Annotated in this window: 13 protein-coding genes; 5 read left to right on the forward strand and 8 right to left on the reverse strand. The window is 71.4% G+C overall.

Annotation, left to right across the window (positions count from 1 at the left end):
• Positions 1-24: 24 nt before the first annotated feature.
• The 7 genes from ACZ5K7_RS02880 to ACZ5K7_RS02910 form a co-directional block, all read right to left on the reverse strand.
• Positions 25-1,374, reverse strand: coding sequence for a DUF4407 domain-containing protein (locus ACZ5K7_RS02880; RefSeq protein WP_468909678.1), 1,350 nt, complete (start codon positions 1,372-1,374; stop codon positions 25-27).
• Positions 1,364-2,878, reverse strand: a complete 1,515-nt coding sequence (locus ACZ5K7_RS02885) for a hypothetical protein (RefSeq protein WP_468909681.1) — start codon at positions 2,876-2,878, stop codon at positions 1,364-1,366. Before ACZ5K7_RS02885 ends, ACZ5K7_RS02880 begins: the two co-directional genes overlap by 11 nt.
• A gap of 5 nt (positions 2,879-2,883) precedes the next feature.
• Complete coding sequence (locus tag ACZ5K7_RS02890) at positions 2,884-5,049, reverse strand: hypothetical protein (RefSeq protein ID WP_468909684.1); 2,166 nt, start codon at positions 5,047-5,049, stop codon at positions 2,884-2,886.
• 19 nt (positions 5,050-5,068) lie between these two features.
• Entirely contained in the window at positions 5,069-5,896 is an 828-nt protein-coding gene (locus ACZ5K7_RS02895) for a hypothetical protein (RefSeq protein ID WP_468909686.1), read from the reverse strand.
• 273 nt (positions 5,897-6,169) lie between these two features.
• Complete coding sequence (locus ACZ5K7_RS02900) at positions 6,170-6,841, reverse strand: Crp/Fnr family transcriptional regulator (protein ID WP_450972411.1); 672 nt, start codon at positions 6,839-6,841, stop codon at positions 6,170-6,172.
• A gap of 201 nt (positions 6,842-7,042) precedes the next feature.
• A complete protein-coding gene (locus tag ACZ5K7_RS02905) occupies positions 7,043-7,450 on the reverse strand; it encodes a hypothetical protein (protein WP_468909690.1) in 408 nt (135 codons plus the stop codon).
• 271 nt (positions 7,451-7,721) lie between these two features.
• The gene (locus tag ACZ5K7_RS02910; RefSeq protein WP_468909860.1) at positions 7,722-8,012 is read right to left on the reverse strand and encodes an Atu4866 domain-containing protein; all 291 of its coding nucleotides are present in this window, start codon (positions 8,010-8,012) and stop codon (positions 7,722-7,724) included.
• Between the two features lie 215 nt (positions 8,013-8,227).
• Here ACZ5K7_RS02910 and ACZ5K7_RS02915 point away from each other — a divergent pair, with 215 nt between their 5' ends.
• The 4 genes from ACZ5K7_RS02915 to ACZ5K7_RS02930 are packed head-to-tail and all read left to right on the forward strand — an operon-like array spanning position 8,228 to position 12,358.
• Positions 8,228-8,983, forward strand: coding sequence for an Atu4866 domain-containing protein (locus ACZ5K7_RS02915; protein WP_468909692.1), 756 nt, complete (start codon positions 8,228-8,230; stop codon positions 8,981-8,983).
• Between the two features lie 55 nt (positions 8,984-9,038).
• Positions 9,039-10,430: an amidohydrolase family protein gene (locus ACZ5K7_RS02920; protein WP_468909694.1), complete on the forward strand. Its 1,392-nt coding sequence runs from the start codon at positions 9,039-9,041 to the stop codon at positions 10,428-10,430.
• 49 nt (positions 10,431-10,479) lie between these two features.
• Positions 10,480-12,078, forward strand: coding sequence for a Na+/H+ antiporter (locus ACZ5K7_RS02925; RefSeq protein ID WP_468909697.1), 1,599 nt, complete (start codon positions 10,480-10,482; stop codon positions 12,076-12,078).
• A 40-nt stretch (positions 12,079-12,118) separates the two neighbouring features.
• Entirely contained in the window at positions 12,119-12,358 is a 240-nt protein-coding gene (locus tag ACZ5K7_RS02930) for a hypothetical protein (RefSeq protein WP_468909700.1), read from the forward strand.
• Between the two features lie 30 nt (positions 12,359-12,388).
• Here the strand turns inward: ACZ5K7_RS02930 and ACZ5K7_RS02935 are convergent, their stop codons facing one another.
• The gene (locus ACZ5K7_RS02935) at positions 12,389-14,011 is read right to left on the reverse strand and encodes a glycoside hydrolase family 76 protein (protein WP_468909863.1); all 1,623 of its coding nucleotides are present in this window, start codon (positions 14,009-14,011) and stop codon (positions 12,389-12,391) included.
• 590 nt (positions 14,012-14,601) lie between these two features.
• Between ACZ5K7_RS02935 and ACZ5K7_RS02940 the strand changes: the two genes are divergently transcribed.
• Positions 14,602-17,496, forward strand: a complete 2,895-nt coding sequence (locus ACZ5K7_RS02940; protein WP_468909702.1) for an alpha-L-rhamnosidase-related protein — start codon at positions 14,602-14,604, stop codon at positions 17,494-17,496.
• Positions 17,497-17,511: the final 15 nt, after the last annotated feature.

A 17,511-nucleotide genomic window follows, 5' to 3' on the forward strand; every position in this document is an offset into this window, starting at 1 on the left:
ACCACCGCACCCTGGAGGTTCAGTTCAGGCCCTGCGGGCCGCCAGGATGCGGTTCATCCGGGCCTCCAGCTCGGCGCGCTCCTCGGCCGCGTACTCCGCCTGGGCCCGCTGGTAGCGGCGCTGCACGCGCCGCATCCGGTCCTGGGTGTCCTGTTCCACCTGGTACCGCTGCGCCTCGTGCTCCATCCGCGCGCAGGCGTGCTGCACCTGGAGTTCGTCCGCGTACAGCCGCTGGCTCGTCTCGAACCGCCTGCCGAGCATCTTGTCGTAGACCGTCGCGCCGCTCATGAGCTTGGCCAGGACGGGCATCGCGTCGAAGGACACGAGCAGCAGGTGCAGGACGACGGTGAGGAAGAACGCGAACCCGTCCGACTCGGCGACCTCCTTGAGACCGTGGGCGCGGGTGAGGATGCCGTCGGTGTCCAGGTCGGCGGCGCGCTGCGCGGTCTTGGCGTCGATGGCCCGCTGGAGCTTCGGCTGGTAGGCGTTGGCGGCGCTGTCCTGCTCGGCGGCCAGGGTCTGCCCCTTGGCCGTCATCTCCTTCAACTGCCTCTGGTACGGGGCGAGTTCGGTGGCCGCGGCGGCGGTGGCCGCGCGGGCCCGCTTGCAGGTGAGGGTGACGTCCCGGCCGTTGGCCGTCCAGATCCAGTACTTCGGTCCGCACAGGCGCTGCTCGGTGGCCAGTTTGTCGTCGTGCTCCCTGGACAACTCGTCGACCTGGGCTTTCAGGGTGGCGGCGCGGGCGGTTCCGGTCTTGATCTGGCGGGCGAGTTCGGCGGGTGATCCCACCACCTTCAGCTGGTAGCGGCCGCACTCCGCGCGATCGCTGGTGGAGGCGCCGTCGGTGGGGTTGCAGGAGACGAGCATGCCCCGGTAGTCCGCGACCGTCTGCTCGTTGCCGACGGCGATCTCCTGGCGGATCTCCTTGTCGAAGATCTGGAAGAGGATCGGTTCGGCGATGAACAGGCCCAGGAGGATCGACAGAAAGAAGCGGAGCATCAAAGTCCACTTCTTGACCGAGGTGCCGTGGGTGCTGGACACCAGCCAGCTGTCCAGCGTGAGGACCACCCAGAACCAGATCAGGGCCACCAGGACCACGGCTATGCCCGGCAGGTCGGAGCGGAAGCTGGTGAGGGCCAGGGCCATCGAGACCGACCCCACCAGAGCGGTGTTGAACACCAGCGCCCCGTACCGGGTGTAGCGGGGGCGGTCCTCCGGAACCCAGGCCAGCAGCCCCTCGTCGACGCCGATCAGCTTGCGCAGCCGGGCCGCCGGGCCGCCGGCGGGTGCCACCGGGCGGCGCTCGGAGCCGGCGTCGCCATGGCCACCGACGGAGGCCGGGTCGGCGGGGCGGAGCGGGGTGTCAGTCGACAAGGCTGGCCTCCTGGTCGGTACCGCCGAAGTCCATCACGGCGTCCTCGGCGTCGTCGGTGTCCCGCCCGGCGGCGGCCGTGCCCTCGTCCGCGGCCCGGGAGCCGTCGTTCAGCTCGCCCTGCACCTCGGCCTCCACCTCGCCCTCGCGCGAGGGCCGGCCCGGGCCGTTGACGTTCCCGACGCTGTTGATGAGCGTGCCGGGGTCGTACCCGGTGCTGTCGAACAGCCCTCGGGCGATGCCCTGTTTGTACAGGTCGGCGCGGACCGCCAGCTGCTGCTTGGCCCACTCGCGCTCGTCGCGCTCCCAGCGCTGGGCGTCCACGCGGCCCTCCTCGTGCTTGAGTTGCTGGTCCTTGTGCTCCAGGTTCCAGCGCCGGGCGTCCTCGGCCCGCTGGGCGGCGGCGTCCTCGCGCTGGTCCACACGGTTGAGCTGCCGCTGGGTGTCGGCGCGTTCGATGCGCCAGCGCTCCTCCTCCCGCCGCACGGCCTGCCGCCGCATGTCGTACTCGCGGTCCTCGCGGGTCCATTCCTCCGAGCGCCCGAGCCGGTCCCGCTCTGCCTCGTGCAGGCGCCTGGAGAGTTCGTCGGCGCTGATCTCACCGCTGCGGAAGGCCAGGTAGGCCGCGCCGAGCGGGTCGGTGCCGAGCAGGCTGATGTCCTCCTGGATCTCCGCGCGGGTCGAACGGTTGCGCTGGCCACGCAACGTGAGGTCGTGCTCCTGCTCCTCGGACTCCGAGGACCGCCTGAACCGGCTGATCAGCGAGTCCCGCCGCTGCCGGTTCTCCTCCTCCATCATCGCCAGCGCGTGCGCGTTGCGCGCCTCCCGCTCGGCCTTCAGGGAGCGCAGCTCCTCCTGCTTCAGCGCCAGCTCCGCGCCCAGGATCTCCCGCCGCAGGGCGGCCTCCTGGACCAGGTCGGCCTGCTCCATCTCGGTGAGGTGCGCGGCCTGTTCCTCCGGGGTACGGACCTCCACCTGCCCGCAGCGCACCTTGAGGCCGGACACCTCGGCCGGCCGCATCTCGTGGTACGCGGTCAGCCGGGCGTCGATACGGCTGCGCACCGACGCGGACTCCATGATCGGCAGGTCGCTGCCGTCCTCGGTGAGTCCGGGCACCGCCAGCAGCTGCGCGAGCAGCAGCGCCTCCACCTCCGTGACGCCGTCCCGCACGACCGCGCACGGGTCGACGACGTTGCTGAAGTACGTCACCCGTACGGTGAACTCGCCCGCCTGCGCGGAGGGGATCCGGGTCTCCACGACCACGGGCACGTCGGCCCGCTGGTCGACGACCGTGACCGAGCTGGCCGAGACCACCAGCGGGTCGTCCGCGCGCAGCTGTCCGTGGTCCTCCACGTACTCCTCGCCGACCCTGAACACCCGCACCTGGTGGGCGGCGATCCTGGGCAGGTCGCCCTCCTCGCGCCGGGCACGCTTCTTCAGGATGCCGCCGCGCTTCTCCGGCCGTCCGTACTCCCGCTGCTCGACGAGCGGATAATTCTCAGCCATGAGTGTCAGTCCTCCGTGCTCAGTACAGCGGTAAGGAAGAGGTCGATCAGTTCTTCGTCCGGCTCCACGGGCGGTACGGCCGCCTGCCGCAGGGCCGTGGACAGTCGGGGCCGCTCACCGGGCGCCAGCGCCGCGCCGACGGCCCGGCCGAAACGCTCGGCCACCGTCTTCGGCTCCTGCGACACGGCGGGGAGCTGGCACAGGGTGGCGTACAGGCTGCGCAACGCCAGTCTCCGGCGGGGCAGGTTCTCCAGGACGCCCGCCCACAGCTGGCCGAGCCGGTCCGTCTGGCGCGGATCGTTCTGCAGCAATGTGGCGCACACCAGTCGGCGGGTGCGGGCGTCCCGCGCCCGCAGGACGGTGAGCACGCTGTCGAGGGTGTGGTCGTTGAGCCGTCCGCTGCGGGTCTCGCGCTCGATCCGCAGCCGGTAGGCGAGCGGCCGGAACACCGCGCCGGTGTCCTCGCCGCACTCGGCGAGCACCGCGACCAGCCCTGCCAGCGCGTAGGCCGCCTCCACGGGCCGGCCGTCACGCCGTGCCATCAGCTGGAGCAGGCCGTGCACGGCGTCCGTGGGGAAGAGCACGCCGAGCGCCCCGCTGAAGGCCGCCGTGGCCGTCGACCGCAGCGCGGGACTGATCGAGCGGGCCCAACCACGGGCGATGCCGAGGGCGGTGGCGGCGAGGTTCTCCTCCAGGCACATGCACTGGAGCACCAGGTTCGCCGTGGACTGTCCGGAGCGGCCGGCCGTTCCGGCCGCCCACGAGTGGAGGTAGTTGTCGGCCACCTCGTCGAAGGCGGGCCGGGCCAGCAGCGCGAGCCCCTGTGCCACGGACAGCTGGAGGGCGAGACTCGGCTGGCCGGACACGAGTTCCGTCAGCCAGTCCCGGACGCCGTCCCAGAACAGCGTCGAGCGCCTGGTCCACAGCTCCTCCAGCACCCACTGCCGGTACTGGGGCTGCGGAAAGACCAGCGCGGTGCGGGTGAGCGCGCCGTCCTTGCGCTCCTCCGCGGTGATCAGGGCGTTACGGGTCAACGACTGCCGCCGGTCCACGACGCGGCGCGCCGCCTCGGCCCTGTCCTCCTCGGTGAACGGCGGCGGAAAGGCCGGCTCCAGCCAGTGCTCCAGCCGTTCCTGGCAGGTCTCTACCTCGCGGTAGCCCGCGCCGGTGACAAAGGCCAGCGTGGTCAGCTCGGCCCACTCCTGCGGCGTACGGTCCAGGTCGAACCAGCCGCGCACCGGCTGGGCGGCGCTGCTGCCGTACTCCTGCCAGACCTCGGTCGGCCGGGCACCGCCCGCGATCCGCTCGGCGGCCGCGGTGACCTCGGTGATCCTGCACCCGCCGGGCATCAGATCGACGGCGCGCCGCATGGTGTCCCCGTCGCACTTCGCGTTCGCCAGTCTGGCCCGCAGCACGGCCGCGAGATCGGGCAGCGCCCAGGGCACGTACCGTACGGACTCGACCCGGGCGGCCGGGTGGACGGTGGTGACGACCAGGTGCGCGCCCTGCTCCCGCACGGTGTCCCGGACCCGCCGCCAGTCGAAGTCGGCCGTCGCGGACGTCTCCTCGCCCATCCAGTCGAGCAGGACATAGCCGACGCCCCGCTCGAAGGCGACCCGTCCGCCGGCCAGGTCGTCCAGGCTGCGCCCCGGGGAGAGCACCACGTGGTCCGACCCCTCGGCGACGGCCTCCACGAGCGCGACCGCCCCGGAGCGTTTGCCCGTGCCGGGCGGGCCGACGAGGACCACGACCCCGGCCTCCTCCAGGGCCTGGAGGGCCTCTCCGAAGCAGTCGGGCTTCACATACGACCCGATGAGCGCTTCCGCTTCGCCCGCGTCGAGGCGGCCGACGGCACGGCGGCGGGCGTTGCCGGAGTCGGCGGCACCGACGCCGAAGAGGGCGCCGGAGGCGTCGAGGGCTCCGTAGAAGTACTGGTTGACGTTGTTCTGGTGAACCTGGCCGGGGCGGCTCTTGGACGTGGGCTGATGGCCGGCCTCGGCCTCGGTCTCGGGGGCCGTCTCCGGCTTCACCGGTTCCGCCTCCGGCTCGGAGTGCGGTTCCGGTTCAGGTTCCGGTTCCGGGTCGCCCGAAGGCGCGGACTCAGGGGTGTCCTGGGACATCTGCTCGCTCGGCTCGCTCGGCGAGCCCTCTTCGCACGGTTCCTCGTTCATCCTCAGCCGTCACTCAAGGTCACTTGGAGATCCCAAAGACGGCCCCCTGAGCATGGATGGTTCCGGTGTAGACCTGAACCACCGTGTCTCCGGGAGCAGTTGGCGCATCCAGGGGGCGCGCGTCGACAGCTTCACCACCCCCCGCGCTCACCGCCTCCGCGGCACGGCCCGCGCCAGCCGCTTCCGAACCGGCAGCCGTCTCCGCCGCTTCCGAACCGGCAACCGTCTCCGCCGTTCCCGAACCGGCGGCCGCCCCGAGGTCGAGGGCGCCCGTGTCGTACCCGGGCACCCAGATCCACGCCCGCCCGCTGTGCTCCTTCTCCACCACCCGCACCTCGCGGAACTCCTCCGTCCGGATGGTCGTGAACGCCTGGGCGATCACCTCGTTGAAGACGGTCGGCGACACCGCGACGGCGAGGCAGGCATCCGGCGCGGCCGCGAGGGCCGCCTTCAGCACCGCGCTGTCCAGCATGCGTCCGACCTCCACGGGCGCGCGGCCGACGAAGCCGATCGGGCCGGGCGAGGCCGTGCCGAAGTGCACGGCAGCCCGCAGCCGCAGCCACGACTCCCGCTTGCGTCCGTGGTTGAAGGCGCGCAGCCCGGCGTCGAGCCGGCGCATGAACGGGTCGACGAGGTCGGGCTCGGACGCCCCCTCCGGGAGCACCGCGAACACCGAGTCGCCGCCCTCCTGGAGCTTCCAGCGCTCCCAGTCCAGGCCGACCTCCGCGGCCGACTCGCCCAGCAGCCGCTCGATGGCCTCCTGAAGCTGCCGCTGGGTCACCGCGTCGACGCCGCCGTACCCTTTCGCGTCGACCGCCAGCAGCGGTCGGCGCCAGAACGTTTGCATGATCAGAATCCCCGCTCACTCAGTGACAGCGCACCCATGCGTCGACGGACCATGAGCAGTGAGGGGCGCGCTACGGTACAGGCCGACGTCCGCTCCCCCACAGGCGGACGCCGGTAGGCCAGTGGTACACGCCCCGCGCGCCGCGAACCCCGTCGAAATACGGGATGCGGAAAGTTACGGGAACTTACAGCGGAAGTCCCAAGTTGTGGCTGGGTTCGGAAGGGGGGAGCACCCCAGGCTCCTGGGCCCGGCTCCGCCCCGAACCCCGTCCGCTCACCCCTCGGGCGCCAGGTCCCCCAGGTCCCTGAGCCGCGGCAGGTCACGTATGACGGTCGAGGCGTAGCCGGTGGTCAGCAGGCCCTCCGTGCGCAGGTCGCGCAGCGCCTTCTGGACGGTCGTCTCGGCGGCGCCGGTGAGCGCGGCCAGTTCGGGCTGGGTCAGACGGCAGCCGAGGACCGTACCGCCCTCGCCGGGACGTCCGTACCGGGTGGCCAGCTCCACCAGGAGCCGGGCGAGGCGCACCTTGACCGGGTAGCCCCGGAAGTCCAGGCGCCGGCGGTTGGCCCAGCGCAGCCGGTCGGCGACGATCCCGGTCAGCGCCAGGTGCACGTCCGGGCGCCGGGCCAGCAGGGCGTGCAGCGCCTCCGGCGGCATCACCCGCGCGGTCACCGCACCGCAGGCGGTCACCGTGGCCGAGCGCGGCGCGCCGTCCATGGCCGCCATCTCCCCGACGCTGTCGCCACCGACCCGGACGGCGAGCAGGGTCTCCTCGCCGTTCTCCACCCGCGCGGTCACCTTGGCGAACCCGGAGAGCAGGAGCAGCACATGGCGGTTGCCGTCGCCCTCGCGCAGCATCGTCTCCCCCACCTCGAACCGCGTGGCCGCACCCATGTCGAGCAGTTCCGCGCGGGCGTCCGGGGACACCGCCCCGAGCAGGCTTCGCACAGGCCATTCTCCCGAGCCGAGTGCCATACAAGGCTCACCCCCGAGGTCTTCCGCACGGTCGACGGACAAGCGTCACAGTCAGGTTCACCCGCCGGCCCGGAGGTGTGACGGGATGTGCCTCCAGGACGCCTGTCCGCCCTGACGGCCCGTCCGGCCGCGGCCCGGGGGTGTCCCGGACCGGGCAGGCAGCGCGGGCGGCGACTATTCGGAGTCAGGGTGCATCTGTACCCACCGGCCGCCGATGAACTTCATCTCCACACCGGAGTACGGCTGGGGCGGCGGAACCGGCCGCTTGCCCAGGTGCGGCGGCTTCGGCGGCTTCGGACGGCCGACGGGCTGTGTCTTCACAGCGGCCGGCTTCCTTTTGGCGTCGCGCTTCCGCAACGCCTCGATCCGTTTGAGGAGTTCGGCGCGGCTGATGTCCTTCGGCGCCCGGGTGAGACGGGGCGGAGCCGCCGGACGGGCCGCCGGACGGGCCGTGGTCGTCGTCCGGCAGGCGCGGTGCACCGGCTGTCCGTCCGTGGCGAAGACGAGCTTCTTCGTGGCCACCGGCTGTCGGCACACGACACACCGCTTGAGCGCGGGCTTGGACCTGAAAGCGTCGGACACGATCCCCCCGGACAGTGCTGTTCTGCTGGGACAGCAGGATAAGCATGCCGAAGACACCGTGGGAGAGTTCGGACGAAAACCGCTGTCCCGCCACGAACGCGACGAGGACGGCGACGCCTCCGACCGCACCCGGCCGGCGGCCCAGGACCCGCCGGTCTCCGCGGATCCCTTCCCGGGACGGAACGGCGGCTGTCCCCCTCCGGATCCGGGAGGTGCCCCGCACGCGGTCCCGTACGAGGGGGCGGAGGCATTGCCGGCCCTTGGGTCCTGGTCATGGCCGGCTCTTCCGCCGGGCACGCTCGTCGCCCTCGCGGTAGAGCACCAGGTGCTCGTGGAACAGGACACCGTCACGGACGTCGCCGGTGGCGGTGAAGCCGGTGTCGTCGACGTAGTCGAGGTGGTCGCCGGTGACGGTGTAGCTGCCGGTGTAGGCGCTCGGGCGGTTGCCGCGGGCTTCGTCGTAGCGGCCGTTCGGGAGCAGTTCCTGGCGGATGAATCCGTCGGCGGTCACCCACATGCCGACGTACGGATGCGGGTCGCGGGGCGTGTCGTCGCTGGTCATGTTTCCACGATCGGCCCGGCGGGCGGTGCCGACCAGGCCGCCGTCTCCCCAGGTGAGGCCTTCCTGGGTGCCGCGCACCCAGCATCGCGAGCCGGCCGGATCGTGGGTGCCGGACACCTAGGGACAGAGCGGCCTGGTTCCGGCGCCGCCGGGCCACGAACCTGATGGTCAGGCGGCTGCCGTAGCCGCCGGACACTCGTCTCGAGGAGCACGCGATGACCATCACCGGCGCCGGCACCGTGAACTGGAACCCGGAGGCCCTCGACGAGATCCTCTCGAACGACGAGAGGCGGCCCGTCCTGTTCACGAATGCCCGGATCCTGACGACGGACCCGTTGATCGGGGCCATGGTCGGCGCCGACATCCTGTTCGTCGGCTCGCTGATCGTGGGTGTCGGCCCTGGCATCGTCACCGCGGCCGGGGACGACAACGCCATCGTCGTCGACGGCACCGGTACGACCATCGTTCCCGCCGTCGTGGACACCGTCGCGCTGACCGGCGGCCGCGGCAGCCGCTCGGAGTACGTCGCGACGCTGGCCCCGGGCAACACCACCGACTTCCTGGTGGTGCCCGACGAACTCGCCGACGACGTGCCGAGCGCGGTGGCCACGCTCCTGTCCCGGCCGGAGCAGGTCCGCGCACTCGTCGCGGCCGGGCGCCCGGTCCTGTGGGCCGGTGCCGCCGTCCCCGGCCGGGCCACCGCCCCCAGGACGGGCATCCCGGCCGCCGCGGACCTGACCGGCAGCCCGCGCGTCGGGGTCTGGATCGACCGGAACGGCTTCCTGCACCAGGAGCTCACCGCCGACGGCCGCTACGACGAGACGCGGGGCGGGCGCCCGCACGCCTATCAGGGTCGCTACTGGATCGACGGCGACCGCATCGACTACCTGGACGACCTCGGCTTCTGGGCCTACGGCGCGTTCCAGGGCGACGAACTCCACCACGCGGGCTACGTCATGAAGCTCGGCTGACCTGCCCCGCCCCCACCCCCCGTCGTCATACCGAATACCGAAAGAAGACCCCCTCATGAACCTCAACGGCACCACCAGCGCCGCCGTACTCGAAGAGCTCCGGCGGCGGCCCGCCGACCGGCGGCACATCCTGTTCACCGGCGCGACCGTCGTCACCATGGACCCCGGCCTCGGCGTCGTCGACGGCGGCGACCTCCTCGTCGAGGGCGACACGATCACCGCCGTCGGCCCCCGCCTCGACGCACCGGACGCCGTGGTCGTCGACGCCACCGGCACGATCCTGGCCCCCGGCTTCGTCGACACCCACCGGCACGCCTGGGAGGCCCAGCTGCGCCGGATCATGCCGGACGTCGACGACCTCGGCGGCTATGTGACGGCCACCCTGGCCGGCTACGCCACGGTCTACCGGCCCCAGGACATGTACACCGGCACCAGGCTGGCGGCCCTGACCGCGATCGACAGCGGCATCACGACCATGCTCGACTTCTCCCACAACTCCCGTACCCGCGAGCACTCCGACGCCGCCGTCGAGGCCCTGCGCGACACCGGCATCCGCGGCGTGCACGCCTCCATGGGCCCGCACTTCGGTGACTGGGACCGGCAGTGGCCCGGCGACCTCACCCGCCTCAAGGACCGGTACTTCAGCAGCGACGACCAGCTGCTCACGCTGCGCCTGGCGACCCTGGCCACCGACGAGATCGCCGGACCCGCGCTCGCCTACGGCCCCGAACTCGCCCGCGTCGCCAAGGAGCTGGGCATCGGGGTGAGCGTGGACGCCGTCTTCGGCACCGCCTCCTCCGACGCGGTCCTGCGCTGGGCCAAGGACGGCATCCTCGGCCCCGACGTCACCCTCATCCACTCCACCGGACTGACCCCCGAGGCATGGCGGGAGATGGGCGAGTCCGGCACCACCGTGGCCCTCGCACCGACCTCCGACGCCCAGATCGGCCTGGAGACCGCGATCCCCGCCGTCGACGAGGCGCTGTCCGTCGGTATCCGCCCCGGACTGAGCATAGACGTCGAAGTCGCCCTGGCCAGCGACATGTTCACCCAGATGCGGACCCTGCACGCCATCCAGCGGATGCGCGCGGTCAACGCCGCCTACGGCACCGGCCGGCAGCCCTCCCGCATCACCACGCACGACGTCCTCGACTTCGCCACCCTCCAGGGCGCCCGCACCAACGGCCTGGCAGGCGTCACCGGTTCACTCACCCCGGGCAAGAAGGCCGACCTCCTGGTCATCCGGGCCGAGGACCTCAACAACATGCCGCTCAACGACCCGATCGGCACGATCGTGCTGGGCTCCGACGCCCGCAACATCAGCGCCGTCCTCATCAACGGCGAACCCCGCAAGTGGGACGGACGGGTCCTCGACGTCGACCTGACCGCTCTGCGCGGCGAGGTGCACGCCTCCCGCGAGTACGTACTGAACACCCCGGCCGTCTGAGCGTTCTCCCGCCGGCCCGAGGGCCCCGCGCACGTCAAAGGACTCCACCATGGCAAGCCTGGAACTGATCGCCGTCGTCGCCGTCGGTGTCCTCCTGATGGGCTGGCTGTCGCGTCGTACGGGCCTGAGCGAACCGCTGCTGCTGCTCGGCGCGGGCGGCCTCGTGGGACTGACACCGCCCGTCGCGTCGTTCACCCTGTCCCCCGAGGTCGTCCTGTTCCTCTTTCTGCCCGCCCTGCTGTACTGGGAGGCGCTCACCTCCTCGGTGCGCGAGATCCGCGACAACTTCCGCAGCATCGCCCTCCAGTCGACCGGGCTGGTCCTGGCAACGGCCGTCGCCGTCGCGGCCGTCGCCCATGCGCTGGGCTACGGCTGGCCCGTCGCCTTCGTCCTCGGTGCCGTCCTGGCCCCGACCGACGCCGCGGCCGTCGCCGCCGTCGCCAGGGCCATGCCGCGCCGCATCCTGACCGTGCTGCGCACCGAGAGCCTGCTGAACGACGGCACCGCCCTGGTCCTGCTGGCGGTGGCCGTCGATGTCGTCACCGACGAGCGCCCCTTCTCCTGGTCAGGCACGGCGGTCGCCTTCGCCGGGTCCTACGCCGGCGGAGTGCTGGTCGGCGGCGCGGTCGCCCTGCTCCTGATCCCGGTCAGGCGCCGGCTGCCCGAACCGCTGCTGCACAGCGTGCTGAGCGTCGCCACCCCGTTCCTGGCGTACCTGCCCGCCGAACTCGTGCAGGTGTCCGGCGTCCTCGCCGTCGTCACCTGCGGCCTGGTGACCACCCGGTTCGGCCCTCGTGTCATCGGTTCCGACGCCCGTATCCAGGCCGTCGCCTTCTGGGAAGTGGCCAGCTATCTGCTCAACAGCGCGCTGTTCGTCCTGGTCGGCATCCAACTGCCTGCGACTGTACGGGCGTTGACATCCGTCTCCCTGGCGCAGGCGACGCTCGCCGCTGTCGCCGTGAGTGTCGCCGTGATCGGGACCCGGATCGCGTGGTTCTACTCGATCCCCTATCTCGTCAGGCTCCTGGACCGGAGCCCTCGGCAGCGCGGCCGCCGTATCACCGGACGCCAGCGGCTGCCGCTGGCGTGGGCGGGGATGCGTGGCGCCATCTCGCTGGCGGCGGCGCTGACCGTGCCCGCCACGACCGCCGGGGGGCACGCCGTCGGGCAGCGCGACGCCGTGGTGTTCCTCACGACCGTCGTCATCGTCGTCACCCTCACGGTCCTCGGTCCCACCCTGCCGGCCGTGGTCCGCAGGGCCCGCTTCCCCGAGGACACCGACAAGACCGCGGAACTCGCTCTCGCCCGCTGCCGTATGAGCAGCGCCGCGATGGACGCCCTGCCGGAGCTGGCGCGGCGGTTCGGGGTCCCCGAAGAGGACACCCTGCGCATGATCCAGGACATCGAGGACCGCACGGCCCCCGCTCCCGGCACCGCGCGACGCCAGGAGAGCGTGCGGCGACTCGAACTCGCCCTGCTCCAGCTCAAACGGGACACCCTCGCGGACCTGCGCGACGTCGGCCGTATCGACGACATCGTCCTGCGTACCGTCCAGCGCACGCTCGACGTGGAGGAGGTCCGGCTGCGGGGCAGGGCAGGTCCCTCGGCGGCGTCGTCGCCCTCCCCGGACGAGTCCTCGCATCCATGAGAGCCTCTCCTCCGTCCCACGAAAGGCATCCGTCACCGTCATGCGAACAACGGCCCGCCCGAAGCGACACGGACGGCTGCTCGGCCAGGCGGCCGTCTGGGCCACCGTCGCAGCCCTGCTCGCGGCCTGCGCCGAGTCGGCCGCGGGGGCACCGCCGCGTCCCACGGGCAGCCCCACGGTCACGTCGTGCTACGCGTATCAGCGAAACCCGGTCGAACTGCCCCGCTCGACAATGAGAACGTTCTACCCGGAGTGCGGGAAGGCCCGTGACCAGGGCTGACGCGCCCGCCCACGTCGGCCGGTTCCGCCGTCAGCCCGCGGCGGCGGTGAGCGCTCCGAGGGCACTGGCCTGGGTCCGCCAGTCGGTCTGGTTGGGGCTGGTACCGGCCCAGCGCTCGCCCAGGGCGTTGAGGGAGGTGCGGTCCTGCGCCCACAGGGTGTCCGCCTGCTTCTGGACGTAACTCCGGTACGTGGCGGCGCCGGTGGTGGTCGCCAGGTCGGCGAGGTTCCGCATGAAGATGCCCTTGAACTGTTTCTGGTTGTCGTCGCAGGACGCCGAGCCGACGTCGCAGGACTCGGTGAGCACCCCGCCGGAGGTCAGCGCCGGGCTGCTGATCGCGGCATCGGCGAGGGTCCGCGCGGTGGTGAGCAGCGAGCTGTCGCCGGTCGACTTCCACAGTTCGGTGAAGCCGCCGATGGCCAGCCCCTGGTTGTAACTCCACACGGTGGAGCCGTTGTTGGCGCAGGCCGAGGTCAGACCGTCGTTCACCAGACCCGAGGAGTTGATCATCCCACTGGCCCGGTACCAGGCGGCGGACGTCTTCGCCCGCTGGAGCCACACGGTGTCGCCCGGGATGCGCTGGTGCAGCGCGGTGGTCAGCCACAGGTACTGCCCGTTCGTCACCGCGTTCTTGTAGGTCCGTTCACGGTCCCACCACACGCCACCGCCGCAGGTGCCGGTGTCCCAGTACTGCTGGACGTAGTTGGCGATGGTGACGGCCTCGTTGAGGTACCGGGAGTCGTGGGTGTAGTCGTACGCGTCGATCCAGGCGATCGCCCACCAGCCCGAGTCGTCGATGGAACGGCTGATGAAGTCGCCCTCGATCGCGTCCGAACTGCGCGTCCCGGCCGCGAAAACGCCCTTGTTCTGGTCGAAGGTGCGCGCGACGACCCAGTCGTAGTCGTGCGTTCCGGTCGTCTTCGCGAAGTCGATGACGGAGGTGAGCGTGGCGGCCGAGTTCCACCAACTGCTCGGCCACCAGCCGTTGTAGGGGTCATACGACGTCATCAGCGCGTCCGCCGCCGCGCGCGCCCTGGTCGGCGCGGGCCTGACCCAGGCGGTGCAGCTGCCCTCGTTGTGGCTCGCCTCCCGGCCGCAGGCGCGGACCGCGCCGCCGTAGAGGAGGCCGCGCGGGTCGCGGGTGGCGTACATCGCGGTACGGGTGCCGGTGGCTCCGGAGGGGGTGCTGGTACGGCCGAGGGACGAGCCGTCCGGCCAGGTCGACCCGCCGTCCCAGGAGCGGTCGAGCCAGATCTCGTCGCCGGCGCCACCGGTGTCGATGCTCGCCCAGGCCATGGAGTTCTTCTGGTCGACGTGCAGCCGGATCGTGCGGCCGTACAAGGTCGTTGACGGCACCGGCTGGTCGTCGCCGGCCGCCTGGCCCGCGCTCGTACCGTCGCAGAGGGTGTCGCAGACGGTGGGATAGACCCAGTTCGTGCAGCCGACTCCGGCTGCGTCGCCGCAGGCCCGCACGAGTCCGCGCCGGTGGTCGCGGGGGTCGGTGATGTTGTACATCAGCGTCCTGGTGCCGGTCCAGGAGCCCGGGATGCTCGCTTTGCCGAGCAGTCCCTCCCAGGTGGCGCCGCCGTCCCAGGAACGGTCCAGCCACACCGAGTCCCCGGTCACGCCGTCGTCGATGCTGGCCCACGCCATGTCGTCCGCGTCGGACACGTGCAGTTCCAGACGGCGGCCGTTGAGGTCCTTGTCCGGTACCGGGAAGGTCTCCTGCCGGGCCTGCGAGGGGTCGAGCGTGTCACAGGCCAGGACGCAGACCTGGGTGGCGGCGGACGCGGGCGTCGCGGCCGGCACCAGGGCGGCGAACGCGAGCGCGGCCGCCAGCAGGAAGCCGAGAAGACGTGGTGTGACAACGATGTCTGAGCTGGGTGAGGACACCGGGACTCGCCTCGATTTCACGATGGGGGACGACGGTCGACGCGCGTGGCGGAGGCCGGGAGCTCTTGTCGAGCCGGGCCGGAATCGAGCACTGGTCCATACCTGTCTGCGAGGCAGTGAACCGGCTTGGCGGGGCCCTGTCAATGCCGTAAGTGCGCCCCGTTCCAAGGGAGTCGAGAGGCGGCCGTGACGGGTTGACACCCGGTTTTCGGGCGCCCATCATCGGTGGAACTTCGGCGAGGCTCCTCGTGCATCCAGCTGTCGCAACAGGCACCAGGCTTCGTGCGGCACGGTTTTGAATCGTTTCAGAACGTCCACTCCCCCAGGCACCCCCCACTCAGGAGGTCTCCATGCGCCGTCGCTCACCACTGAGCAGACCGCCGGGCCGGCATCATCTGCTCGGCCTTGCCGTCCTCGCGGCCACCGCGCTCGCCACCGGCCCGGTCCCCTCCACCAATGCCGTACCGATGTCCGCCACGGAGACCCCGACGGGCGCCCGGGCGGCGGCAGTCGACCCCTTGAACTACTCGCCGACCTCACGCACCCTCAAGCCGACCGCCGTCTACCGGACGTCCGGCAGCGTCGCGAACCCGCAGAACGTCCTGAGCGGACAGCCGACCCGGATCTCCGGCTCACAGTCGGCTGTCACCCTCGACTTCGGCAAAGAGGTCGGCGGCGTGACAACGTTGTCCTTCGGGGGTGTGAGTGACGGCGGTCAACGGGTCGGCCTGGCCTTCAGCGAGTCGTCCCTGTACGTGGGCAACAACAGCGACCGCAGCAGCGGCCGTGACGGTGAGGACGGCGCCCTGTACGCCACCGCCTCCGCCAACGGCACCTACACGGTGCCCACCGCCCAACTACGGGGCGGCTTCCGCTACCTGACGGTCTTCCTCGACACCTCGGGCTGGGTGGACCTCAAGGGCGTCAGCCTCGGCTTCACCGCGGCGCCCGGGAAATCGAACCCGGCCGACTACGCCAACTACTTCCACTCCAGCGACGACCTGCTCAACCGCATCTGGTACGCCGGGGCGTACACCGTCCAGCTCAACACGGTCGCCTCGAACCAGGGCCGCGCCTGGCCCCCGCCGACCTCGGCGTGGGACAACAGCGCGACCGTCGGGGTGGGTGACTCCGTGCTGGTCGACGGCGCGAAGCGCGACCGCACGGTGTGGCCGGGCGACATGGGCATCGCCGTCCCCACGCAGTACGCGTACTCGAACGACCTCACCTCGACCCGCAACGCGCTCACCACGATGTACGACGCACAGTCGTCCGCGGGTGAAATCCCTTGGTCCGGGCCGCCGTTCAACCTCACCGGCTCGGACACCTACCACACGTGGACCCTGCTGGGGACGTCCACGTACTACACGTACACCGGCGACCGGGCGTGGCTGGACTCCGAATGGGCCAACTACAAGCGCGGGATGACCTTCATCACGAACAAGATCGACGGCAACAACCTGCTCGACGTGACCCGCACCCAGGACTGGGCCCGGGTCGGCCAGGGCGGTGAGAACATCTCCGCCAACGCGCTGCTGTACGGCGCCCTCAAGGGCGGCGCCACGCTCGCCACGGTCGAGGGCGACAGCGCGCTGGCCGCGAGCTGGAACAGCAAGGCGGCCGCCATCAGGTCCGCCGCCAACTCCCTGCTGTGGGACGCCGCGAAGGGCATGTACAAGGACAACCCGACCAGCGGGCTGTATCCGCAGGACGGCAACTCCCTCGCCGTCTGGTACGGGTTGACCGACTCCACGGCGAAGTCGAAGAGCATCACCGCGGGGCTCGGCAAGAACTGGGGCATCTACGGCCCCACCACCCCCGAGTGGGGTGGCAACGTCTCGCCCTTCGCCGGGGGTATGGAGCTGAACGCCCGCTTCACCGCCAACGACGACTTCACCGCCCTGGACCAGATCCGCCGCACCTGGGGCCACATGCTGGACGGCGACATCGGCACCAAGAGCACGTTCTGGGAGGGCATCAAGTCCGACGGCGGCCTCGCCTACGGCGGTTCGTTCATGAGCCTGGCCCATGGCTGGTCGTCGGCGCCCACCTCCACGCTCACCTTCGACGTGCTCGGCACCGCACCGGAGTCGGCTACCGGCGCCTACCGCTTCGTCCCGCACCCCGGCGACCTCACCAGCGCCGAGGGCCGCATCACCATGCCCCAGGGCGCCGTCAACGCGTCCTGGTCCCGCAACCCGTCGGCCGGCACCTACTCGGCCACCCTCTCCAGCCCGTCCGGCAGCACCGGCCGCATCGGCGTCCCGAAGCTCGGCGGCACCATCACGGTGACCGTGAACGGCACCGTCGTCTGGAGCAACGGAACCTTCACGCCCGCCTCCGGCATCACCGGCGGGAGCCAGGACGACACCTACGTCTACCTCACGGGCGTCGCCCCCGGCAGCTACACCGTCTCCGCCACCGGCCTCGGCAATCCCTCGGCACCCACCGACCCCGGCACCGGCGCCCTGCGTGCGGGCTACACCCGGTGCGCGGGCGAGGGCGGCACCTGCTCCTTCAGCGGCACCCGCTCGGTGGCCTACGGCGCCGGGACGTACACGTACAAGACGGTGACGAGCAGTACCGCCTGCTCCAACGACTCCTTCGGCGGCGACCCGGCGGCGAACCTCGTCAAGTCCTGCTATGTCGCCGACGCGGGCGGTCCGCCCGGATACACCGCCTGCGCGGCCGAGGGCGGCACCTGCGCCGTGCCCGGCTACAACCGTGACGTCGCCTACGGCGCCAACGGCAACTTCGTCCACCAGGTCACCAACGGCTCCGTCGACTGCTCCAACGCCCACTTCGGCGACCCCGTCGACGGCGTCGCCAAGTCCTGCTACCTGCCGCCCGCCGGAGCGCCGGCCGGCGGCTGGGCCAAGTGCGCTGACCAGAACGGGACTTGCCCGTCCGCGGCGGGACAGCCGGTGATGTACGGCGCCTTCGGAGCGTTCACGGGCACGACCGCGACCGGCGACACCCCGTGCACCGACGCGAAGTTCGGCGACCCGATCCCCGGCGAGTCGAAGGCCTGCTACACCGCCACCGGCGGCCCGGCCGGTTACGCCACGAGTTGCTCGGACGAGGCCGGGACCTGTGCGTTCAGCGGACAGCAGACCGTGGCCTACGGCGCACGCGGCACCTTCGTCTACAAGTCGTTCACCGGCGGCACCGGTTGCACGACGGCGGCCTTCGGCGGCACGGACCCGCTGCCGGGCGTACGGAAGGGCTGCTACCTCACCTCCTGAGGAGGGCAACGCAAC

The organism is Streptomyces sp. NPDC031497, from assembly GCF_055580905.1.